Origin of the sequence: Dyadobacter alkalitolerans DSM 23607, assembly GCF_000428845.1 — a bacterium.
GTDB classification, from domain to species: Bacteria; Bacteroidota; Bacteroidia; order Cytophagales; family Spirosomataceae; genus Dyadobacter; species Dyadobacter alkalitolerans.
This window is the reverse complement of the sequence record NZ_AUAS01000006.1, coordinates 13,186-37,367: the sequence shown is the minus strand read 5'-3', so window position 1 is coordinate 37,367 and position 24,182 is coordinate 13,186. Positions and strand designations below refer to the sequence as shown.

Sequence of the window (24,182 nt, the reverse complement as noted above, 5' to 3'; positions counted from 1 at the left end):
GCTAGCCACTCAGCCATTTAATTTTTACTTGGGCACAATCAAGCGATAACTTGATACAGTTAAAATGAATTTTTCAAACACAACTACGAACAGTATGAAATTACTTCAAAATGTACCCACAATTACAAAGGCAATTATTGTCGTCGGCATGCTTGGTGCTTGCCAGAATGAGAAGGATGCGATTGTAAGTCCAGTTGCAGAACAAGCCGAACAAACTAATAATTTAAAGACAAATGTATCTTACTATTTCAGAAGACTGGTTGGCGATGATAAGATAGCTCTGACATACGGAGGACCTCAAAAAATGCTTCAAACGCAAGTAGATCAGCAATCCAGTGAATTTACAATATACAGCCTTAATTATAGTAAAGATAAATTACTGGCATCACACTTTACTGGCGCAAACGAAAACAAGACGAAAATTGGAGTATCCGAATTTATACTTAATTCCGAAGGAAAATGCATAGAGAGCCATCATACTGTAAGTAGCTCGCCAAATGAAACAGTATACAAATATGAGTACAACACCGATGGTTTACTCGAAAAAGCATACAACAAAAATTCGCCTAGTGAACGACAGGAATTTACCTATAGTCTTAAAACAACAGGGAAATTTAATTTAAGTAAGATCAAATTTTATAATGCTAATAATGTAGAAACAAAGCAGTTAGCTTACAGCTATTACAGCGTTGAAGAAGATATCGCTAAAATAAACCCTGAATGTTTAGCAAATGGGCGTGGAAAGTATATTCCTATTTTCGGTTATTTTAAAGTAAACCAAATCAAACAGATTGTTGAAACTACCTTCGTAGGTAATCCAGTTAAAGAATATAAGGCTGTTCGCAGCATAAAATATACGTTAAATGGATTAACAGAAACTGTAAAAGAAGATGTGGGAAATTATGTGGTTACGAAAGTAAGGCAATATAAAAATTACGGTTTGCTATAATAATAAGTCCCTCCCAAACACAAAAAAGAATCCCAGACACAATCCGGGGTTCTTTTTCATTACACAACCTGAACACAACCTGTTGTTTCTAATTAACGCTGAGTAAAATATTAGAGTTGCTCCTTTACATTTCCTGTAATACGATCCAGCTCTATTTTTGAAGAGAGATAATCATAGACCGCTTCCAGGTAATTGGATTTGGCGGAGGTTAATGCAAATTCGGAATCGATCAATTCCAGGCGCGATGCTACGCCTTTTTCGTAGCGGTATTTGGTGATGGAATAGCTGAGTTCTGCCGTTTCGGAAACATTCTGCTGGGTTTTGATCCTTTCGGAGGTTTCAATTAAACTAGCCAGGACCTGTTTTACTTCGGATTTAAGTTGCTCCTGCGCATTGCTGTAAATGACATCGGCTTGCTGTCTTTCAATTTTGCCTAATGTTATTTTGTTAATGTTCTGGTTTCCGCTGAAAATGGGAATAGCAAACTGCACGCCGGCATAAAAAACAGGTGGATAAGCAGCATTCCCGAAGCGAAACTGATTGGTTTGCGTAAGGATCTGATATTGGCTGATAAAGCTCACAACCGGCAAACGCGCAGATTTGTATAACTCAATTTCTTTGTCACTGATTTCCTTGTTCAATGTCAGAATTTGTAAATCAGGGCGCTGCTGGATGGACAGCTTGTAGGTTCCGTCCTCTGCCGGGACTGATTCACTGGCATTAAGCTCCAACGAATCTGAAAGAACGTAGTTTGTATCCGAAACGTCCCCTAACAAATTCCTCAGTTGCTGTTGGCTTATTTGCAATGCATACGTCAGCCTGAGCACGTCTGGTTCCAGATTCTTTACAGATGTATATGCGCGTAATGTATCCACCCGCAATGCGCGGCCTTGCGCCAGTAGCGAGCGTGAATCATTCAAGGCTTTCTGGTTTCTGACAATGCTTTCCTTTTGCAACTTCAATCTTTCATTCAAAACGAGCAGCTGAACGTAATTTTGCTTCACCTGAGCCACCACATCCACTTCTCTCTGGCGAAATGAAAGCTGACTTTGTTTTTCAAGCAGCTTGCGGCGCTCGATTTCGCGCTTAGCGCCGGAGTTATAAATGGGCTGACCCAGCGAAACTTGTGCTGCACCAATGTCTTCACCACCAAAACGTGCATAACCGATTTTTTCAGAGCTTCCGGTATTACCATTCAAACCGAAGAAAACCGGCTTTTGAAAATAATGCTGAAACTGGCCTGTCAGACTAATGTTTGGCATCAACAAACCGCGCGTAATGGCGGTCTGCTGTTTGGCTTTGTGAATGTTGATCGAATCGATCCGGAGATCGCGGTTCCGGCTTTGCGCGAGCTCGATGGCTTTTTGCAAAGACAATGTTTGGCTCTGCCCCAAAGAAAGTAAGGGACTCAGCAGCAATACAATAACAAATGCTTGTGCCGATCTTTTATATGGATTTAAAATTGACTTTTTCATGATTTCACGTGGTATTAATATTCCTGAAAGGATTAATGCGTGTGTAGTAAGGCCTCTTCTGCAACCGGCTCGTTTCCGTCTTCCGTTCGCTTTTTGTGTGGTCGGGACAGGTAAGAATAGATGGAAGGAATGACATAAAGTGTGAGCACGCCGGCGAAGATCAAGCCTCCCACAACCACGATACCGAGCGATTGGCGACTTCCCGATGCTGTTCCGAGCGACAATGCGATGGGTAATGTTCCGAAAATCATGGCGAGCGTGGTCATCAGGATCGGGCGGAACCTGGATATGGCTGCTATTTTTGCGGCTTCAAATGTGGACGCACCTCCTTCTTTGCTCTGGTTGGCAAACTCCACGATCAGAATTCCGTTCTTGGTGATCAAACCAATGAGCATAATAATCCCGATCTGACTAAAAATATTGACAGTTTGTGCTGTGAACCAAAGACTTAGCAATGCCCCGGTTAATGCCATAGGAACAGTCAGCAGGATGATAAACGGATCCACGAGGCTTTCAAACTGCGCTGCCAGAACCAGATATATCAACACGATAGCAAAAATGAATGCGAAAATCAGGCTTGAACTACTTTCGGAGTAATCCCGGCTTTGTCCTGCTAATGCGGTGCTGAAACCCTTAGGAAGTTCTTTGGACGTAATTTTATCCAATTCCTGAATGGCTTCCCCCAAACTTACGCCCGCTGCCGGTGTTGCAGAAATGGTTGCGCTGTAAGATTGGTTGTAACGGTAAATCGCGGGAGGGCTGATGCCTTCATTTTGCTTGGTAAGGTTATCCAGGGACACCATTTGACCGCTTCCTGACTTCAAATACAACGATTTCAAGTCATAAGGAGCGGATCTGTCTTCCCGATCAAGCTGGCCGATCACCTCGTACTGGCGATCATTGTGAATAAAATAGCCATATCTCCTGCTGCTCAGCGCAAGTTGCAACGTCTGCCCGATGGCCTGGGTGGAAATGCCCAGTTGCGCAGCCCGCTGACGGTCAATGCTGATACTGATTTCGGGACGGTTTATTTTAAAATCTGCGTCAGCGAAAACGAGTTTTTTATTTGCACTTACCTCCCCCATTAACTTGGGCATTATGTCGATAAGTGCTTTCAGATCAGGGGCCTGCACCACATATTGGACGGGCTGCGTATTTCCGTAACCTCCAATTGTCGGTGTTTGAACCGGAATAATGAGGACATTTCTGAACCGCTGAGAAGCAGCAACCAGTTTATTGAAGATCTCTCCCTGTGTCAATCCGCTTTTCCGGTCTTTTGGTTCTTCCAGGAAAATCCATTGAAACCCGCCATTTACAGGCTGAGCTAATGTTCCGCCAGCCGCCGCAACGGCTGTATAGGTGCGCTGCTGGTTCAAATCCGGAATGGAGTCACTAATAAAATTCCCAATTTCCTTCATGCTCTGCTCCATACTTTCATAAGATGTGCCCTCAGGAGCCATTACGGCCAGCCCGATCATGGATCTGTCTTCCAATGGTGCAAGCTCGGAAGGTAACTTCGGCGCAAGCCAGAAAGCGACGCCAAACGAGACCAAAAGAAGCACAATTCCCAACCAGCGCACTTTCATGAATGCAGAAAGCGATCTGCCGTATGCACCGTTCATGGCTATAAACCAGGGCTCTGTTTTTTTGTAAAGCCAATTGTGCGAAGTGCCGGGTTTGAGCAGATAGGCGCTCATCATAGGCGTCAAAGTAAGCGCTACGAATGCAGAAACGGTCACCGAACCAGCCACGACAATCGCAAATTCTTTAAACAAACGCCCCGTCAGACCACCTAGAAACAGGATTGGAAGGAACACTGCAACGAGCGTAATTGTAGTTGAAATAACAGCAAAGTAAATCTCATTGGAACCTTCCCGCGCAGCCTGAATGGGCGACATCCCCTCCTCGACCTTGCTATATATGTTTTCCAAAACAATGATCGCGTCATCAACCACCAAACCGATCGCCAAGACCAAACCAAGAAGTGTTAAAACATTAATGGAAAAATCGGCCATGTACATGATGAAGAATGCCGAAACGATCGAAACAGGGATGGCCAGCAGCGGGATCAATGTGCTTCGCCAGTCTCTCAAAAAGACAAATATAATGAGCGAAACCAATGCGAAGGCAAGCAATAATGTCTCTTCAACTTCTGATAACGAGTTTCTTACGGGAACTGTAAAGTCTTTACCAAGGGCGATTTCGTATTCTTTTGGAGCTGTTTTTTTAATTTCTTCAAAACGTTTTTTAAACTCATCTACAATAGCCAGCGAGTTGGCGCCACGCTGCGGGCTTACCCCGGTTCCAACGCCATATTCAGCTATTTTACCATTATAAATGATCATCGCCGTGCGCTCATTCTGTGATGACATTACCGCTTGCCCCACATCTTTGAAGCGAACAATGGCGCCGTCACTTTCCCGCAGGATCATATTATTAAAATCATCCTCGGTAACGAGCCTTCCCTGCGTCCGCAAGGTGACTTCTGTGTTCTGGCCCTCAATGCGACCGCTTGGCAAATCCACATTTTCACGTTGCAATGCAGTCTGAATATCTGTTGGCGTCAGACCATAAGAAGCCAGTTTCACAGGATCCATTCTCAATCGCATTGCGCGCTTTCTGCCTGCATACGAATCCACCAGCCTTACCCCAGGAATGGATTGAAGCCTTTCCTTAATGTTGATATTAACAAAATCGGTAACGTCTTCCAGTGTTTTGGTCTTACTCTGAACAGTTAGAAAAACCAGGAAATCCGCAGGCCCGGCTTTCTCTACAATGGTTGGTTCAATGTCTGTCGGCAGTTGCTGGCGGGATTTTGAAACCTTATCCCGAACATCATTCGCAGCTGCTTCCAGGTCTGCATTCAATTCAAATTCAACTGTGATAATGCTCACCTGTTCGCGGGAAGTGGATGATACGGAACGGATTCCGTTCGCTTCGGCAATGGCTTCCTCCAATGGTTTTGTAACCTGGGAAGCGATGATATCGGCGCTCGCACCGGGATAAACCGTTGTTACCATCACAATCGGCGAATCTGTAACGGGATATTCCCGTGTCCCAAGGAATGTGTAACCCACAATCCCGAAAAGTATAAGCAGTACGGACATCACCCCGGCCAGAACCGGCCGGGAAATACTTACTTGTGAAATAGCACTCATGACTAATAGATTATTTTATTTAACAGAGACCAATTGAATGGCGGAACCGGGTGTCAGACGCAGCATATTGCTTGTAATAATCGTGTCGCCGGGCGCAAGTCCCTTCGTAACATGCACAGCATAAGCGTTTCGCTCGCCTACTTCAATGGCTTTGAAACCTGCCTTGCCTGCATGGGCCACATACACGCTATAACCTTTTGAAGAAGGGATCAGAGCCTGGTTCGGGACCATTAACGCATTACCGGTATTACTTAAACGTAATGTCAGGCGCGCACTCTGGCCGGGTAAAAGTTCACTTCCCTTGTTATCCGTCACCGCGCGCATCAGCAACGTTTTGGTTTTCTGATCCAATCCGGCTTCATGCGCTACGATCCTTCCTTTGTATATTTTGTCGTTGGATTCAACATGATACTGCACCTCATCGCCCGTTTTCAGCGTATTTGCATGTTTTTCAGGAACGGCGAAGTCGATTTTCAGGCGGCTGTTGTCTGTTAGCAAGGCAAGCGGGCTTCCCGGCGTGACGAAAGCGCCGGTGTAAACATTCACAATGCCCAGGTAACCGCTGAACGGAGCACGTATGCTCGTTTTCGCGATCATTACTTTTAGTTGTTCAATTTTTGCTTGTAAAACTTTTAGATTCGTAAATGCCTGGTCGTAGTCCTGCTGAATCGCTGCTTCTTTGTCAATCAGATCTTTAAGCCTTCTTTCGTTGAGCAGAACCAGTTTTTCCTGTTGTTTCAATTGTTCCAATTCGGCAAGAAGGTCCGCATCATCAAGTTTGAACAACAATGTACCTGCGTTTACGAATTTTCCTTCTCTGGCATGCACCGCAACCACTTTGCGATTGAGCTCGCTTGAAATGTTCACCTCCTGATACGCCATCAGCGTTCCTGAAACGGTCATTTCCTCATTTAACGATTCCGCTTTCAGCACTTGCCCGTCGACCGGAGTTCCGGTTGGCTGCGTGGCAGCTGCCGGCGTGGCTGGCTTTGGTTTTTCGGATGTGTATCCTTTGAAGAATACGGAAAGCAATATCACGCCCGTAATAATGAGGCCTGATATGATTTTGGCTGATTGAATGGTCTTTTCCATATATAGATTAATTTAAATATTTCGATAGATTAGATAATGGTTTATTATTTTTCATGGCTAATAGTGCTTTGCGTTTCATGGCTAATATTGCTTCGCAGAACTTACTTCATTCCCGAAACCCGGCAGGATCAAGTAAACTTCGGTTACTTATTAATACATTGAAATGTATCAATATATTGGGGTAAAAAAACTCAGATTTTTAATTTGTTCAAAAACTGAACGTATTCATTGAGAACCTCTTTGTTCAATTTGTATTTCACGTTTCTTCCTTCCTTTTCAACCAGGATCAGATCTGCATCGGCCAGTTGCTTAACATGATGAGAAATCGAGGGTTGGGTTAAATCAATAAAATCAGAAATCTCGTGGCAATACAAACAATCTTCTTTCTGGCGCAACTCCTGTAATATGAGGATACGGCTGGGGTCGCTCAACGCTTTCGATATCCGCTCCACTCTTCTGACCTCCATGATTTACGATATATAGATAAATTTGAATGTATTAATAAACTGAACAGTGCGTACATTACAAAGCAACCCCACAAAAAATTCCCATAGGAGGGAAAACTTTTAAAAATTTTGAAAGAGCACTAAACAAGCTTAAAATCAATCTGCATCAGCAAGCATTGACAATCCGGAATGTGCATCTTGCCTCGGCACAGTTATTGTATTCTTGCCATTACATTTCTACCAAGCAACAAACGTTTGAAACCATGGATATTTATCAAATAGCTTCTGAATACTGGGAAGGGGCGAATGACCCTTCTGATCCGCGCGAAACACCGCCTTTTGATCCGCGCCCGGAAGTGCCGTCGCCCGAATCACCGGAAGAAACTCCCCCATTTGAACGGGAACCTGAAACGCCGCCGATTGCCCCGGAACCTGAACTTCCGCCTGTCGAGCCGGTTATTCCAGAGGTTGAACCACTGCGTGAACCAGGTGGAGAACCCGGTTACCCTGCTTTTAATTAAGCCGCGGTACCGCCTGAATAAGTCTCATCTACTCCTATTACAGTTCTGTCGATTAAATATCAGTTCGGAGTGAAGTGGCTTAATTTTTAGAATCATGGATAACAATCAGATCGTAACGGCACTTTTTGACGCCGTACAAAACAACAACCTTGACATTGCCGACGCAGATAAGAAATTTTATACAAAACTTGTCTTGCATGCGGCAGAAATTCGTGACTTATACACACAACTTTACAATGACCATCCGGAATCCAGCGCCAACTTCACAAAGCTGATCGAAGTGCTGATATCCGCTCATCTGAGCAGACCCCAGGAATTAAAGGAACGTGACAATAGAAAGTCGGAAAATTGGTATCTGAGCAACGAGCTTGCCGGAATGCATATTCAGACGGACCGTTTAAATGGCACTCTGAACAATTTAACCGAAAGGCTTCCCTATTTACAGGATTTGGGTGTCAATGTCCTGCATCTGACACAGGTGCAAGAAAATATTGACGATGTAACGAGAATAATTCATGAGCATAGCATGTATCTGATGCTCGACCTTGCATTAAAAGATAAGGACAGATCGGATTATTCTCAATCTGCGTCGATAATAAACTTATTGCAGGAAATTTTTCTCTATGCCAATCATGGTGTGGATATCTTGCGGATTAATGCTTCGGATTTTCAGGACGCCCAATCGCAAATTCATACCACGCTCCAATTAATCAAACAATGCTTGCAGGTTACGGCACCTGGCCTAGCTCTGGCTGTAAAAGCAACGACTTCATCAGAAGAAGCTTTGAAGTTCTTTGGTGAGGGAAGATACAGTGCCAAGGAATGTGATTTTGTATATAACGATACGCAAATGTCCTTGCAATGGGACGCGTTGGCTTCTGGTCAGGTTACGGCCATGATCGAAGCAGAAGCGACTTTAGCTGAGAAACCTTTTGGCACAACCTGGATTAACTTTATAACACCAGATGATGACGAGAACAGCGCCACGTTGGCCTCGCTATGCGGTCTGGACAAGGCAATTCAGGAGAAAAGTGAAATGCAGATCAGCATGGCTATTCAACGCATTTTACTGATGCAAGCAAACAGCCTCTTTCTCGGAGGGCTTCCTTTTCTGTCTTATGAAAATGAGGTCGAAAGCAACATTCAAAGCGAAATTATTTCAGGGATTAAAAGATTGCTGCGGATCAGAAAAAGCCTTGACGTCGTTTCTGATACAAAAAACACCAGATGGCTGCCCAGGCATAATATTCACATTGCCGGTTTTGTAAGAAATGGCCGGGAGAAAGCACTCTACTGCATTTTTAATTACAGTAATGAAAGCGCCTATCTTACCTGGCAGGCGTTCAGGCACAACGGCATTGCCCCTGAAAACCTATACGACCATTGGAGGAAAATTTGTGTTGAACCCGGAAATGATGCTGAGTTTTTAGTCCTGGAACCATACGGATTCTACTTAATGGAAGTAGTAACAAACAAAGCCTAGAAAACTTTCTACATATTTTATAAAATACTGTAAACAAATTGTATCTTCCGACGAAAACTATACCCGTCACGAATGAAAAAAATTTTACTCTCCTATTTTCTATTTGCTTCTTTTCTGATTCAGGCACAGTCCTATAAAGCACTTCCCGGCAGAGTAGAAGCAGAAGACTATGCAGCCATGAACTCAGTTGGCACTGAAGCCACGGCAGATGCAGATGGCGGCCAAAATGTTGGCTGGATCCAGGATGGCAGCTGGATGGATTATAATGTTACCACCACAGTTGCAGGCTACTACACATTTCGTTTCAGAGTTGCCAACGGATACAGTCCGGAAGCTGCCCTTTCCCTGAAATCTGCGAATGGCGATAAGCTAGGTCAACGCGTTCTGGCACAGACGGGCGGAATGCAAAATTACCACACCGTAAACTTTGTAGTATTCCTTCCGCAAGGCAATCAAACATTAAGAGTATACGCAGAGAAAGGCGGTTTCAACCTGAACTGGTTCGAAGCTGCGGCGTCCCGTAATGTTTCGGGAAGGATTGAAGCGGAAGATTTTGACGCGGTAAGCGATGTCAGGACCGAAACCACATCCGATACAGACGGAAACCTGAATGTCGGTTACATTGACGACGGCGATTTTTTGGATTACAACATTAATCTTGCAGGCGGCACTTACACGGCCAATTTCCGGATTGCCAATAGTTATGGATCAGGTATAATTGAGATTAAAAACGCAGCCGGAACATTACTAGGGCAACTGAATGTACCGCAAACGGGCGGCTGGCAAAATTGGGCCACCATATCTACACAATTAACTTTACCATCCGGAAGCCAGGTTATTCACCTTGCAACGCCTCAGGGGGCGTTCAATTTCAATTGGTTTGAGCTTGTTCCCCCAGCGGCGGCAGCCAGCGGTACAGCGTTACCAGCAAAAATTCAGGCTGAAAGTTTCGACGCTTCTAATAATGTAGGAACCGAAACAACTGCTGACGATGGCGGCGGTGAAAATGTGGGCTGGATCCAAGAAGACAGCTGGATGGAATACCAGGTAAACACTGCTGAATCAGGTATTTATACAATGAGTTATCGCGTATCGAACGGTTACAGCCCCGAAGCCTCCTTTGCCCTTAAAAAAAGTGATGGAACGGAATTGGGCAGAACCACGGTGCCACAGACCGGGGGAATGCAGGTTTACAAAACAGTAAATATGCTGGTTTCACTTCCGGCTGGAAACGAAACATTGAGGGTGCAGGCGCTGAAAACCGGCTGGAATTTCAACTGGTTTGAAGCTAAGGCATCGCGCCCGCTGGCAGGCAAAATGGAAGCAGAAACTTTCGACCTATCCAGCGACGTGCGACTGGAATCAACAACCGACACGGATGGCGGTACGACTGTTGGCTACATCGACGACGGCGACTGGCTTGATTACAATGTAAAAATCGCAGCAGCCGGTGCGTATACGATCGGGTTCCGGGTTTCCAACAGTTATGGCAATGGCAACATTGAAGTTAAAAATGGTGCAGGTGCTGTCTTGGGCAGCATTAATGTTCCGCAGACAGGTGGCTGGAACAACTATAACACAATCCGCACAACTGTAAATCTTCCGGCAGGAAGTCAGATCCTGCGCATTTATGCCAATCGCGGCGCATTCAATCTGAACTGGTTTGAGATTTCGGCTGGCTCGGTTCAGGAACAATCGACGATCACATTCAACGAAATAGGCGATAAGGGCTTGGAAATAGGAACATTTGATCTGGTAGCCAGCAGCAATAACAGTGAGTCGCCAATCACATTCACGTCTTCCAACACCGCAGTAGCAACCGTTTCCAATGCAACGGGTTCCTGGAAAGCAACACTTGTTGGTGCCGGTCAGACTACGATAACAGCTTCGCAAACAGGCAGTGAACATTACCTGGCCGCAGAAAATGTAAGCAGGAACTTAACCGTAACAGGACAATCCAATCCAACGAATCCGACTGCCGGGGCGAAAATTACATTAGATCCAAAACGCTGGTATCAGGTAACCAATGCAACGACTGGTCTTGACAAACTTTTTGACGGCGACACGCAAACGGACGTTTTGACGGGCTGGGGAAAAGTTGTCAACTATTACGATGCATATTATCCGCTTCTGGATGGCGAGCAAATAACGCTCGAAAGCGTTAAATTCTTTGACTATGTGGGTTCGACGGTTGACCGCCCAATGATTTTGTCGGTCATAAATGATCAATGGCAGCGCATTCCTGTTGCTACCTTTACGGGAACTGTTTATAATGGATGGGTAGGCCCCTATCCCGACCGCGCTTCGAACAACCAGTTCAACCTGGATGCACCCGTTTCCAACATTCGTTATCTCGTTTTGACTCTCCCTGATGTCCTTCCTACTGAAATAGAATTTTACGGAAGTCATACGCCCGCAGCACCTTCCAATGGCCCTACCCGCGCCAAGAATATCAGATTGAAAGACATGATGGGTGTTAACGGTTACGAGTGGAACTTTCAGGACGGCGCGCATATTGAATCGCTCGTAGAACCAAAAGTGACGGCAGCAAAAAGTTTCTCAGGATTCCGTCACTATATGGACTGGGAAAAACTGGAAGCGGATGAGGGCGTATTTTCTTTTAACCCTACGCGCAGCGGAAGCTGGAATTATGACCTTATTTATCAAAGGCTAAAACAGGAAAATATCGAAGTGCTCGCTTGCTTGAAAACATTGCCGCCATGGATGCTGCAATCGTATCCGCAAAATGAGAGAGATTCCGAAAATGTGCCTGTACGCTATGGAAAAGACTTTAAGGATCCGCTTTCTTACATTGAACAGGCCAAAGTTGCATTCCAGTATGTAGCCCGCTATGGCAGCAATTTGAATGTTGATCCAAGCTTGCTGAGTGTCTCGACGATTCCACGCTGGACCAATGATCCGCCTAATGAGGTGAAAATCGGCATGGATCTGATCAAATACATTGAATGTGATAACGAGCGGGATAAATGGTGGAAAGGCCGCAAAGGTTATCAGACAGCCCGCGAATATGCGGCTAATATGTCCGCATTTTATGATGGTCACAAGAATACGATGGGAACTGCCGTTGGTGTGAAAAACGCTGACCCTAATATGAAAGTGGTCATTGCCGGAATGGTAACCGGGCCTGATTATCTCAGGGGAATGGTGGATTGGTGCAAAGAGTTTAGAGGTTACCGTGCGGATGGAAGTGTGAATCTGTGCTGGGATGTTGTGAACTTCCACCTTTATACAGATGATGCCTCGTCCAGCCAGGGCGGAAATTCGACCCGCGGAGCTGCGCCGGAAGTGACCAACGCAAACCTTATCCTCGACAATTTTGTAAAGGCATCAAGAGAAGTTTCTCAGGATATGCCTGTCTGGATTACAGAAGCCGGTTATGACTTGCATCAGAGCAGCCCGCTCAAAGCCATCCCAATCGGCAATAAATCAGCGCAGCAAACTCAGGCCGATTGGATTTTGAGGACTTCGCTTTTCTCTGCCAGACATGGAATTGAAAAAGTGTTCTTTTATCAAATGTATGATGACAATCCTGCTTACGACTGGATGTTTGGAACATCGGGAATGATCAACGACGATTTCTCACGCAGACCTGTCACAGATTATTTTATCCAGACCAAAAACCTTTTCGGTGATTATGTTTACAAAGAGACCATTCACGCCGACCCAGTTGTAGACCGTTATGAATTGAATGGCAAGTCGCTGTTTATCCTTGCTGTCCCTGATGAAGTGGGCCGCACAGCAGAATACACGCTTAATCTAGGAGAATCCGGGATTGCAAAAGTCTACACGCCAACCGCAGGAAGTGACTATATGGCTGTGCAGGAAAAAGGCATCGTGGATGGAAAAGTGACAGTTACTGTTACAGAAACACCCATTTTCGTAATCGCTTCAAACGCGCCTAATGCACGGACCGCCGCAGCGCCTGCTCCTGAATTAACCCCGGAATTGCCCTTGCACGAAGATGTAAATGTCTTCCCGAATCCGGCAACCGACTTTGTAAACGTTGAGTTGGCGAATGAAAGCAGTGCAAATGTTGAAGTGAAGGTTTTTGATGCAAAAACAGGACGACTATATAAAGATGAACTTGTGAACAAGCCTGCAAACAAGCTATCTCACAAACTGAACCTGACGCATATGCCGATCGGCGCTTACATTATTGAAGTGAAGCTGGGAAACCAAAGCACATTCCGCAAAGTAGCGAAAGTGCATTGAGAAGCCATTATTACATTGAGGTCATTCTTGTATCACGCCTGGGATTCGACATTATGTTATCCCAGGCGTTTTTTCGTTTAATTCAAATAATGCGCCGTGCCGCGATTTGCCATCCGGCTGCCATCGAGTTTTGAAATGTTGAATTTGTCACGGTATTCCTTTGGCGTAACGCCAGTGCTTTTTTTAAACAGCTGCCGAAACGATTTCAGGTCATTATACCCTGAGTTTAACATCACTTCCAGAACACTCTGATCCGTTTGCGCAAGCAATTTTTTAGCAGCTTCAATGCGCGTTCGCTGCAAATATTCGATAGGCGTAACGCCAACCGCCTGCTTGAAACGGCGAACTACATTGCGCCTGCTGGCCGGAATGTCCTGGATAAGGGCTTCAATCGTGCTTCCTTCCTGGTATTCCTTTTCAATTTTTTGCTGCGCCATATTCACCAAACCATCACCATGATCCAATGATGGGGAAAATGTCCCGAAATAGGTCTGCTGCTCACGGTCCATATCAATTGCAAACATTTTTGCCGTACGCAATGTCAGTTCCTTTCCGCAAAACCGCTGGATCAGATAAAGCATTAAATGAAAGCTGCTAGTTGCGCCGCCACTTGTGTAAATCCCCTTATCGTCGGTCACAACCGCGTCACTTTTCATGATCACGTCCGGGAAGTTAGACGCCAGCGCCATGGCGGAATCGATGTGCGTCGTAGCCTCTTTTCCGTTGAGTAATCCCGCAGCGGCCAGTAAAAATGCACCTGTACAAAAACTCGCTATCTCGGCCCCGTTTTGATACTGTTCCCAAAGCCAGGGGATACAGATTTGATTCTTTGCAATGGACGATTTCAGGTCGCCAGCGCCGAAGGCAGGCACCAAAATCAGATTTTGCTGCGCGGCGGAAGTGACTGAACTGATCTCATAAGCCCCATAAAACTGAGATGGGCAGGCTTCGGGAGAAAAAAGATTAATATTGAAAAACGGAGCTCCGTGCTCGCGTTCATAAAACATGTTTGCCGATTCGAAAACATCCAGGATAGCCGCTACACTTAGCAAACGATGCTTATTGGTAATCAAAAGACCTAACTGTATCATTGTTATAGCGATTTAAAGCAAAATGCGCGACAATATAATATTTTTTTGTCTCAAATGCCCCCATTTATTAACTTTAAAAGACATAAATTATTAAGGGATACGCTTATTTTTATTATAAATAAAAGCGTTAAATTGACATGCGACGAAGTGTAATTCCGGATCCAGCGCACATTTGTCGGGTTTAAATGCTATTCGTGTTACTCCGTGCATTCGTGGCCAAACACAAAAAACAATGAGCAAATCAAAATTTGAAACCTCCCTTGAATCAGGCGTCCATAATCAATTGCAATCCCTGATCGGAACCTGGAAAGGAACCACCAAAACCTGGTTCGAGCCAGGCGTAGTAGCAGATGAGTCACCCATGGAAGGAACGATCCGCCCTATACTGGGAGGCAGATTTGTCATGCACGAATACAAAGGTTCCTTAACCGACAAGCCCTTCGAAGGCATCGCTATTTACGGTTTCGACATTCAGAACAACAAATTGCAATCAGCCTGGATCGACAGCTTCCATATGGGCACAGGCATCATGTTATCCAGCGGCGCTCCCCAAGCATCCGGCTTTTCAGTCCTCGGCAGCTACGGCGGCCCGGAAATCCCCGAACCCTGGGGCTGGCGCACCGTAATCGAGCTCCTCGACAACGATAATCTCATCATCACAGCCTACAACATCTCCCCCGAAGGCCAGGAAGACAAAGCCACGGAGACCATTTATAAGCGGGTTGGGTAACATTATAGCTGTGCAAGTTCTTTATTGATAAAAATTTCAAGTTCCTCCTTTGTAGGCAACTCAACGATATACTTGCTCACGAACAGGGGCATATCACTGTCTGCGACTGCATATTCGATCAGCGCTTTATTCTGGTCCGTAACAAGTAACAACCCCACGGGCGGGTTGTCACTTGGCTGCGCTATTTCCTTTTTATAATAGTTAATGTAAGTTTTGAGCTGCCCGATATGCTCATGCCTAGCCTCCTTTGTCTTCAATTCGACCAGCACATGGCATTTAAGAATGCGATGGTAAAACACCAGGTCAATGAAAAAATATTCCCCGCCTATCGTAATGCGTTTCTGCTTCGCTTCAAAACAAAATCCATGACCAAGTTCTATCAAAAATTCTTCAAGATTATCAATCAGCGCCTGTTGCAGATCGCTTTCATAAACCACATCCTTAGCCTTCAACCCCAAAAACTCGAATGTGAATGGCGATTTAATAAGATCTGCCATGTTCGTTTTTTCAGAAGTTTCATTCGCATGCAAACGGAGCTTCTGCTTATCAATGCTCAACCCCGATCGCTCATAATAAAGCGTATTAATCTGACGCTTCAACTCACTCACACTCCAATTGCCTTTGATGCACTCGGATTCATAGAAGGCTCTGCTTTCCGCATTTTTCAATGGTAATAGCAAACTAAAATGTGAAAAGGAAAGCTTTGAGATCAGTGTGTTCGAATCCACTTGATCCGTTGTTGAAATGATGTTATCAATTGGTGCAAGTGCATTATCACTAATGGTGCCGCCTGACGGTAAATTTTTTATAAAAGATTGTAAACCAAAATATTGCAATTGGGCAGACACCGTCTGCCCAATTTGAGGATATGCAAGATAGAATTGGCGGAACAACTTCAGGTTACGAAAACTCAGTCCGTTTGTTGCTAACTTCTCTGCTAAAACCTCTAATAAGCGATCTCCGTAAGCAGCCCTATTCGATCCTTTCTGCTCAAATTCTATAATATAAAAACCAATTAACCAATTCCGAACTGTTATATGCCTGTTGATGGCTTTCGCAGCGCTCTGTTCCATTACGCTGTGGAGGTCTTTGATTTCGCTGATCAATGAATCGAATTGCTGCATGGCTAGAATAAGTTTGTTGAATGAATGATACTGCCGGATAATATAGGGAGGGTGATCTGCAACGGATCAATCCACTTTTCCAATGGCACGAATTTGTTAACTATCGGGAAATAGGTCATTGCCGTTATCCCAGTAAGCATGTTCGTCCGTTTTATATTATTCCTGGTTATTATAGCCTTCGCCGTTTCATGTAAGCCGGTGCCGGTTTCGCATTGGTTTCCTGTGACGCCGAGGGAACATTATGAAAAAGAGCTGTATAAGGCCAAAATGGAGAAAACTGCGGCCGGGCAAACTTGGTTTAGAGTCGGTGAAGCGGTGCTGAATGATTCGGTATTTTCACTTGCACCCTATCAGGAGCGGTTTTATCTCGGCGATTCTGTCCCGGCGCAGGCAATCCGTTTGAACATTCCGGAGGGAAGGAGATTGGTTATCACGCCTTCGCGGGAGCCGGGCGACACGTCGGCACATTTCTTCATGGAGCTTTATAAAATCAAGCGTAACGGCAAGCCGCAGCGACTCGATTACATTAGTGACAAGACACAATCATTAACCTATACAAACTACGACTCCGACACTCTACTCCTTCGCTTACAAACCGGGCTGAACGAGCAAACGGCCGTTTCGCTCTCACTAACAACCGAACCCGCATTAGGCTTCCCGGTTTCCGGGCATAGCATGTCGTCTGTAATCAGTTTTTGGGGAGCCGACCGCGACGGAGGTGTGCGGTCTCACGAGGGGATTGACATCCGGGCCAAACGCGGAACGCCCGTAATTGCGGCGCAAAATGGCTTTATAACACAAACAGGAACCAATAATCTTGGTGGAAAAGTCGTGTTTCTCTCTTCCATGAGCAGCCCATACTCCCTATATTATGCGCATTTGGACAGTCAGCTGGTTTCGGTTGGTGAGCGCGTCGTGGTTGGAGATACACTTGGATTGGTTGGAAACACGGGAAATGCGATTACCACTGCGCCACATTTGCATTTCGGTATTTATGCCCGTGGTTCAGGGGCCGTTAATCCGTTACCATTTATAGACAATAGAAAAGAAAAAATTGCCCGCCTGCCCGAGCGCTCACGCTGGCTTGGCGATACGGTCCGCATTCGGCGTAAAGCCAATTTGTATGTTTCCCCGCAGTTTGAAAAGTCTAGTCAGATTGCTTCCCTGTCTGCTAATACATTGGTTCGGATATTGGGTGAAATGGCAAAAGGTTTCAGAGTCGAAACAGAAGACGGAACAAAAGGATATATCCCTACCGTGCGGCTGGAAGCTTATTCGAAAGAGATTTCTTCAATTAAATAAAAAAAAGTCCGGCACAGATAACTGGTATATCTGTGCCGGACTTTTCTGTTTCATGGCTATATTAGACGCGGGGCACTATTGCTTGTCAGCGATCATTTCAATTTCCTGATCTTCAAAAACCACGAATATGTTCAGCTTATTGGACTTCACACTGCCTACTTTTTCGGTACCCTCGTAAATGTCGATTCCCGTGCTTCCGGAATTTTTAAGATTTAATGTCCCCAGATCTTCGTCAGGCTCAGAAACGCCATCAATATTAGCTTTCATTTTTGCAGTTACGACTTCGGCAGAGAACTTGTCGAGCTGAACCGTTATTACTGCTCCGTTCAACGGCGTTTTAACCCCGTCCACATTCAGCTCAGTAACCTTATAAGTGCCTGCAACCTGCGCGGCCAGTTCGGGTGCCGGATCTTTGTCTTTGTCCTTTTCGCAGGCAAAAAACAATGTACTCAGGAATAAAATCAGGAAAATCTTTTTCATGGCTGTTTTAATTAATGTTTGAATAAGTAAATGTTATAAAATGTCCTCTTGACCCGACAAAGGTAGATCGGTTCAAGCCCGCCAATCAATCCTCTGAAAGTAGGATTTTCGAAAAATCATGCTTTTAGAGGATATTATTGAAAGGTTTTATTTAGGAATTTTACACCCGTAATTTTCAAGTCAAAACTCCTCCACGATCGATGAAATTAGTTTTTACGACGGCTGTATTCATTCTTATTTATGCTCATGTAAGCGCGCAAAGCGGCGATGCAAATGCAATTTTGAAGAAGATCAGGGAGAGTAAGGAGGATACAAACCGCGTGCTGGCTTACATTGAATATGGTAATCTGCTCGAAAACCAGAACATCGACAGCGCTGGCAAATATTATCTCAAAGCAGAAGCATTAAGTCAAAAGCTGGATTATAACATTGGAAAATTCAAATTCCGCTCTAACTACACTTATATACTGAACCTGCAAGGCAAGTTTGAACAGGGACTTAAATTGAATAAGGAGAGCCTGAAAATTGCAACAGACATGAAACATCAGGTGAACATTGGTAAAAGTCTGGCCAATATTGCCACCAGTTACGTCTATATGGGCAATTTTACGGAAGCTATTAAATATTACCAACACTCAGCGGATCAGTTTGAAAAGCTGGGAATGAAGGAATTTTTGCCTAGACTTTACATCAGCATTGGCTCCGCATTTGAGCACGCCAACCTTTTCAATAAATCATTGGTATACAAACAAAGAGCATTGCAGCTCGCCCGCCCAATGAAGGACAGCCTGCAACTGGCCGACATCCTGACCAATCTTGGCGGCAACTATTTCAATTTGAAGCGCTATAAAGAAGGTTTGGCGGTTTATAATGAGGGACTGGCGGTGGCTCAAAAAATCAAATCGGACATTTTCATCGTGCAAGCCTACGGGGGGTTGTGCCGCGTGAACCGAGGATTGAAAAAGTTGGACATTGCCCGCGAATACGGAGAAAAAGGATTGGACCTCGCCAGAAAAACGGGCAATGTGTTTCTGGAAATGGAGTGCCTGCGAGCGCTTATGTTCGTTGCGGAGGATTACAATGATACTGCCCTATCCGCCAAATACACTCGCGAAGCCCTGAAAATTGCAGAAGCCAATGAAATGACAGACCATTTGGTTGAATTATACGAGGATTACGCAACCGATCTGGCGCGGGAAAACAACTACAAAGGCGCCTATGATTATCTGATGAAATACAACATCATGAATGATTCAATCCAGGGTCTTGACGTTCAAAAACAATTACAGGAACTGGACACAAAGTATCTGACAGCCCAAAAAGAAAAGCAGATCGTGACTTTGGAAAAAGAGAAACAGACCCGTAACACACTTATTTACAGCCTTATAGGAGGATTTGTCGCATTTATTGTTATTGCAGTTTTGATTTACAGGAACATTGCGATCCGCAAGCGGATCGCTGAACAAGAGGTTTTACAATTACAACAGGAAAAACAGCTGGTAGCCACAAACTCGATTTTGAAGGGCCAGGAAGAGGAACGCACCCGCGTAGCCAGGGACCTGCATGACGGTCTCGGCGGATTATTATCTGGTATTAAATTAACTTTAAATTCCGTGAAAGGAAATGTAATTCTTCCCGAGGAAAGCGCTATGACCTTTACCCGGGCAATCACACAACTGGATGGCGCCATCAGCGAAATGCGCCGCGTAGCACACAGCATGATGCCCGAAACGCTGGTCAGGTTTGGCCTGATCGAAGCCCTTAGCGATTTCTGCGAAGGGATCAGCGCATCCGGACAGTTAAAAGTGACGATGCAGGACTTCGGCTTCGAAGAGCGCCTGGATTCATCCATCGAAATCGTGCTCTACCGCGTCGTACAGGAGCTTTTGAACAATGTCCTTAAATACGCCGAAGCGACAGAAGCGCAGGTGCAGCTTACCAGAATAGGCAGCAATGTAAGCCTTACCGTGGAAGATAATGGTAAAGGTTTTGATGTCAACAGCCTTGAAACCAGCAAAGGCGCTGGGTTCAGAAACGTGCAGGCAAGGGTGGATTATCTAAATGGTAAGCTCGACATTCAATCCAAGCCCGAAGAAGGCACGTCGGTCCTGGTAGAAATTGAAGTATAAAATGCTTTTATCAAAAAGAACGTAACCCAAATTTGCCTCAACTTATGAGCACCAAAATCTTGATTGTAGACGACCACCCAATGGTGTTGGAAGGCCTGAAATCCCTTTTATCTGAAAGCGAGGGCATATCAGTCGTAGGCACCGCCTCTAATGCCATCGACGCCATTGCATTTCTAAAATCCAACGAAGTGGATATTGCTTTTCTGGACATTAACCTGCCTGATATCAGCGGTATTGAGCTTTGTAAGAAGGTTAAGGATCAATTCCCGGAAGTAAAGACGCTTGCATTGAGCACATTCAGTGAACGCGCTTATGTTTCGCGCATGATCCAGAATGGTGCTTCGGGATATCTCATCAAAAGTTCGAGCAAGGAAGAGATCCTGGAAGCGATTCAGCAAGTGCAAGCCGGTGGATATTTTATGAATGTCAATTTCGATCAGGCAGCAGCAACGCCAACGCCCAAAACAATCCCATTCCTGACCCGCCGCGAAAAAGAGGTCCTTCTCCTCATCGCCGAAGGTCTCACCAACCCCCAAATCGCCGACAAACTCTTCATCAGCGTAACCACCGTAAACAGCCACCGCCAAAACCTGTTAATGAAATTCGAAGTCTCCAACACAGCCTCGCTTATCAAGCTGGCAGCTGGGCTGGGGTTGATTTGATATTACTTTCCAGGATGGGAAACTTAGAAGTCTTAGCATGTAATGCTCAAATGTAGGCAAGGTTTGAATTTTTGATTAAATTTGAGAATGACAACATTAAGAATCAACATACTGAATCCAAAAGCAACGAAATTGCTTAAAGATCTGGCTGATCTTAACCTGATAGCAATTGAAAAACCGCGTAATGCTGGTTTTGCTTCATTACTCAAACGACTGCGTTCTAAAAACAAATCAGTTCCCAATATGGATGAAATCACCAGGGAAGTAGAAATGGTACGTAGCAAACGATATGAGAAATAAGCCCGGAAAGATAATATTAGACACAAATCTTTGGATCAGTTTCCTCATTTCAAAAGACTTTTCGAAGCTTGACAAAATCCTCTTCTCAGGCAAATGTCGCTTGGTTTTCAGCGCAGAACTCATGCAGGAATTCTTACAAGTTGCAGGCCGCCCAAAATTCACGAAGTACTTTTCTCCCGACGATTTGGAAGCAATATTGGAAACAATAGAAGAGTATGCCGATTTCGTTCAGGTCACAACCCTTACCACGGAATGTCGGGACCCCAAGGATAACTTTTTGCTTTCGCTCGCAATAGATGGCAAGGCTGACTATTTGCTGACAGGTGACAGTGACCTACTGGACATTAGAAACATGAAGGGAACGGAAATATTGACTATCTCTGAATTTCTACAAAAAATATAGCGGCTCCGTTCCTAGCTGTATACGCACTGGCAAGGATTTTTTATTCCTGTTAAGAATATTTATCCTATCCACATGATCAAAACGATTTACTTCTTCTTCTTTGCATTAACTTTTTCAGCGACGAGCTCTTTTGCGCAGCTTACTATTTTTAATGTTTCCTCGTCCGAGATTACTGAAAAGAACAAGCTTAGTTTTCAGCAGCAATTTGAAATCCAAGACGTTATTAATTCCACAACCACTGCAACTTACGGGCTTGGGAAATTTTGGGAAGTGGGGGTCAATGTGTTTAATGTAAATTATGAACCGGCTTCACATCACTTTGTCCACAACGATTCCAGTGTAGTTGAACCGTATGCGCCTTTACTTCTCGTCAATACGCAGAAATTATTTAAGATCAACAAAGTGCTGGGAATCGGAATTGGGGGCTTGATCGGGTCAAATCTTGCCCATAAAAAGCACTTGGTTTATTTTACATACACCAATTTGGCAGCATCGCTTGCAGACGATCATTATAAATTAGCGGCCGGCGGTTATCTGGCAAACAATGGATACCTGGGTGAAGGCCCGATCGAGGGTGTGCAGCTGGGACTTGACGCCGGCATTTGGTATGAAAAAATCCATTTACTCGCCGATTGGCTTTCGGGCACGCATTCCAAAGGCCAGCTTTCCGCTGGTGTCGGCATCTATTTCCTGAAACATTTACCCGTATCCGTTGGCTGGCAACGCTCCAATGCCGACGGCTCCCAAGGCTGGGTCTTGCAAGTGACTTATGTTCCCTGAATTTATCTGGTGTAACGAAAATGGCACTGGATAATGATCAGCTTGTCACTCATTCGTCACCAGACTTCCAAACGGGAATAACGCAGATGACACGTGTGCTTTGTTCATGATCTGGCCTAACTCTTTTGCTTTTTCGGGGAATTGAGGGGTTAGGTTTGTGGTTTCGCCTGGGTCTTTGGAGAGGTCGTATAGCTCTACCAACGCATCCGGGTTCCCGGCAGCTTTTAACCTGATGGCTTTCCAGTTTCCTTGCCGCACAGCCTGCCTGCCGCCTTGCTCGTGGAATTCCCAATATAAATAATCGTGCTTTTTCTGGGTAGGCTTGCCTTTTAGTGCATCTGTGAAGGAAATGCCGTCAATGTTTCGCGGCGTTTGTGCCTGGGCGAGTTCGGTGAAGGTGGGCAGAATGTCCCAGAATGCGCCTATAAAATCACTTTTCGAACCCGGTTTGATTACGCCCGGCCAGCGTGCGGCGAACGGCTCCCTAACCCCACCCTCGTACAAATCACGCTTTACACCCCGGAAACCGCCACTGCTTCTGAAAAATTTGGGATCAGCACCGCCTTCTACATGCGGACCATTGTCGCTGGTGAATATGACAAGCGTACTCTTGTCCAGTCCTTTTTCTTTTAATTTATCCAAAACCTGCCCCACATAAAGATCCAGACGCGTGACCATAGCAGCGAATGTGGCGCGGGGAAATTCCTGAGATGTATAACCGCCACTTTTTGCATTGGAGCCATAATCCGCTCCACGGTGAAATTTCTCTTCAAACTTGCCTTTATAAGATTGGAAGATACTGTCGTCAGGCACAATCAGCTCTGCATGAGGCAGAATATATGGCAAGAACAGGAAAAACGGTTGTTTGCCATCCCTGGTATCCATAAAATCCAATGCTTTTTTTTGAATCAGATCAGGTGCGTAGTCCTTATTATAGAGCAGATTTTTGTTTGCTTCAAGAACAATTCTTTTAGCGTTATCCCAAAGATGATCCGGGTAGTAACGATGTGCCAGACTTTGGCAATTGTAGCCGTAGAACTGATTAAAACCTTGTTTGTTAGGATCTCCCTCGGAGCCGACTGGCCCAAGCCCCCATTTACCGAACGCACCGGTGACGTAACCGGCTTTTTGCAAAATTTCGGCAACGGTCAGTACGGAATCTGCGATGGGTTGCTGTCCCTCGGGTAAAACGGATTTATTTCCTCTTATATAGGTATGCCCGGTATGCTGGCCGGTTAATAAGGAAGATCGGGAAGGTGCGCAAACGGAAGTTCCTGCATAAAATTGATTAAAAATCATCCCTTCGCGGGCCAGGCGGTCAATGTTGGGGGTTCTGATGAGTTTTTGTCCGTTAAATCCGACATCGCCATAACCGAGGTCATCGGCGAGGATGAAAATGATATTTGGACGAACTGTTTTTGTAGCTGGCGTCTGGGCTTGTAAATGCGCTCCCGGGAACAGAATTAGCAAGCAGCAAAACAGTGCAATAACGTTTTTCATTATTTACTCCTATATTTGATATACTCCAAAAGACATTGCAACCGCAGGAATACTTGAAAATCGGCGGCTATCTTTGCCCTGATACCCTACGACAGCACAGACGACTGGCATGAATTGACAACCACCGAAAATTCCGGCAAGTCGGACCTGAGCTGTCTCATAGGGTATCAGGGTTCAATAACATCTATCCTGAATGCGACCTTGAAAGTATAATCTACTTACTTGATAGACAAAATAAAGATATTAAAATCAAACAAACAACAGGCGAAAGCAATAATACTTAACCAACAGGTAGATTTTTTCAAATAAAACTTCTTTGCACAT

The 24,182-nt window shown here is 45.0% G+C and carries 19 protein-coding genes; 11 read left to right on the top strand and 8 right to left on the bottom strand.

From position 1 onward, the window contains the following. The first annotated feature begins 94 nt into the window (after positions 1–94). Positions 95–949 (top strand): hypothetical protein, encoded by an 855-nt coding sequence (locus G395_RS0113445; RefSeq protein ID WP_026630517.1) that lies wholly within the window; start codon positions 95–97, stop codon positions 947–949. 110 nt (positions 950–1,059) lie between these two features. Here G395_RS0113445 and G395_RS0113440 read toward each other — a convergent pair whose 3' ends face one another. The 4 genes from G395_RS0113440 to G395_RS0113425 all read right to left on the bottom strand — a co-directional run bounded on the left by G395_RS0113440 (position 1,060) and on the right by G395_RS0113425 (position 7,141). After that, a complete protein-coding gene (locus tag G395_RS0113440) occupies positions 1,060–2,424 on the bottom strand; it encodes a TolC family protein (RefSeq protein ID WP_026630516.1) in 1,365 nt (454 codons plus the stop codon). Positions 2,425–2,456: 32 nt separating this feature from the next. Then, the gene (locus G395_RS0113435) at positions 2,457–5,582 is read right to left on the bottom strand and encodes an efflux RND transporter permease subunit (protein WP_026630515.1); all 3,126 of its coding nucleotides are present in this window, start codon (positions 5,580–5,582) and stop codon (positions 2,457–2,459) included. 15 nt (positions 5,583–5,597) lie between these two features. After that, entirely contained in the window at positions 5,598–6,674 is a 1,077-nt protein-coding gene (locus G395_RS29390; RefSeq protein ID WP_051350158.1) for an efflux RND transporter periplasmic adaptor subunit, read from the bottom strand. A gap of 191 nt (positions 6,675–6,865) precedes the next feature. Next, on the bottom strand, positions 6,866–7,141 hold the full coding sequence (locus G395_RS0113425) for an ArsR/SmtB family transcription factor (protein WP_026630514.1): 276 nt from the start codon (positions 7,139–7,141) through the stop codon (positions 6,866–6,868). A 242-nt stretch (positions 7,142–7,383) separates the two neighbouring features. Between G395_RS0113425 and G395_RS32905 the strand changes: the two genes are divergently transcribed. From G395_RS32905 to G395_RS0113410, 3 genes are all read left to right on the top strand, one after another. Further along, on the top strand, positions 7,384–7,641 hold the full coding sequence (locus tag G395_RS32905; RefSeq protein WP_026630513.1) for a hypothetical protein: 258 nt from the start codon (positions 7,384–7,386) through the stop codon (positions 7,639–7,641). Between the two features lie 94 nt (positions 7,642–7,735). Next, the gene (locus tag G395_RS0113415) at positions 7,736–9,124 is read left to right on the top strand and encodes an alpha-amylase family glycosyl hydrolase (protein WP_026630512.1); all 1,389 of its coding nucleotides are present in this window, start codon (positions 7,736–7,738) and stop codon (positions 9,122–9,124) included. A gap of 72 nt (positions 9,125–9,196) precedes the next feature. Then, entirely contained in the window at positions 9,197–13,357 is a 4,161-nt protein-coding gene (locus G395_RS0113410) for a carbohydrate-binding protein (protein ID WP_026630511.1), read from the top strand. A 77-nt stretch (positions 13,358–13,434) separates the two neighbouring features. Here G395_RS0113410 and G395_RS29385 read toward each other — a convergent pair whose 3' ends face one another. Further along, positions 13,435–14,448: a GlxA family transcriptional regulator gene (locus G395_RS29385; protein ID WP_051350157.1), complete on the bottom strand. Its 1,014-nt coding sequence runs from the start codon at positions 14,446–14,448 to the stop codon at positions 13,435–13,437. A gap of 232 nt (positions 14,449–14,680) precedes the next feature. On the opposite strand from G395_RS29385, the gene G395_RS0113400 reads away from it, so the two are divergent. Next, positions 14,681–15,178, top strand: coding sequence for a DUF1579 domain-containing protein (locus G395_RS0113400; protein ID WP_026630510.1), 498 nt, complete (start codon positions 14,681–14,683; stop codon positions 15,176–15,178). 2 nt (positions 15,179–15,180) lie between these two features. Here the strand turns inward: G395_RS0113400 and G395_RS0113395 are convergent, their stop codons facing one another. Then, positions 15,181–16,302 (bottom strand): PDDEXK nuclease domain-containing protein, encoded by a 1,122-nt coding sequence (locus G395_RS0113395; RefSeq protein ID WP_026630509.1) that lies wholly within the window; start codon positions 16,300–16,302, stop codon positions 15,181–15,183. Between the two features lie 138 nt (positions 16,303–16,440). Here G395_RS0113395 and G395_RS0113390 point away from each other — a divergent pair, with 138 nt between their 5' ends. Then, positions 16,441–17,604: a peptidoglycan DD-metalloendopeptidase family protein gene (locus tag G395_RS0113390; protein ID WP_026630508.1), complete on the top strand. Its 1,164-nt coding sequence runs from the start codon at positions 16,441–16,443 to the stop codon at positions 17,602–17,604. A gap of 75 nt (positions 17,605–17,679) precedes the next feature. Here G395_RS0113390 and G395_RS0113385 read toward each other — a convergent pair whose 3' ends face one another. Beyond that, a complete protein-coding gene (locus G395_RS0113385; protein ID WP_229204166.1) occupies positions 17,680–18,084 on the bottom strand; it encodes a hypothetical protein in 405 nt (134 codons plus the stop codon). A 200-nt stretch (positions 18,085–18,284) separates the two neighbouring features. Here G395_RS0113385 and G395_RS0113380 point away from each other — a divergent pair, with 200 nt between their 5' ends. The 5 genes from G395_RS0113380 (at position 18,285) to G395_RS0113360 (ending at position 22,358) form a co-directional block, all read left to right on the top strand. Then, positions 18,285–20,213 (top strand): tetratricopeptide repeat-containing sensor histidine kinase, encoded by a 1,929-nt coding sequence (locus G395_RS0113380; RefSeq protein WP_026630506.1) that lies wholly within the window; start codon positions 18,285–18,287, stop codon positions 20,211–20,213. A 44-nt stretch (positions 20,214–20,257) separates the two neighbouring features. Next, positions 20,258–20,875 carry a response regulator gene (locus G395_RS0113375; protein ID WP_026630505.1) on the top strand — a complete coding sequence of 206 codons (618 nt, stop codon included), beginning with the start codon at positions 20,258–20,260 and terminating at the stop codon, positions 20,873–20,875. Positions 20,876–20,962: 87 nt separating this feature from the next. Next, positions 20,963–21,175, top strand: a complete 213-nt coding sequence (locus G395_RS0113370; protein ID WP_026630504.1) for a hypothetical protein — start codon at positions 20,963–20,965, stop codon at positions 21,173–21,175. Further along, a complete protein-coding gene (locus tag G395_RS0113365; protein ID WP_026630503.1) occupies positions 21,165–21,578 on the top strand; it encodes a putative toxin-antitoxin system toxin component, PIN family in 414 nt (137 codons plus the stop codon). Before G395_RS0113370 ends, G395_RS0113365 begins: the two co-directional genes overlap by 11 nt. Before the next feature lie 72 nt (positions 21,579–21,650). Next, positions 21,651–22,358 carry a hypothetical protein gene (locus G395_RS0113360; RefSeq protein ID WP_051350156.1) on the top strand — a complete coding sequence of 236 codons (708 nt, stop codon included), beginning with the start codon at positions 21,651–21,653 and terminating at the stop codon, positions 22,356–22,358. Between the two features lie 45 nt (positions 22,359–22,403). Here the strand turns inward: G395_RS0113360 and G395_RS0113355 are convergent, their stop codons facing one another. Then, positions 22,404–23,858, bottom strand: a complete 1,455-nt coding sequence (locus tag G395_RS0113355; protein WP_026630501.1) for an arylsulfatase — start codon at positions 23,856–23,858, stop codon at positions 22,404–22,406. Between the last annotated feature and the right edge of the window lie 324 nt (positions 23,859–24,182).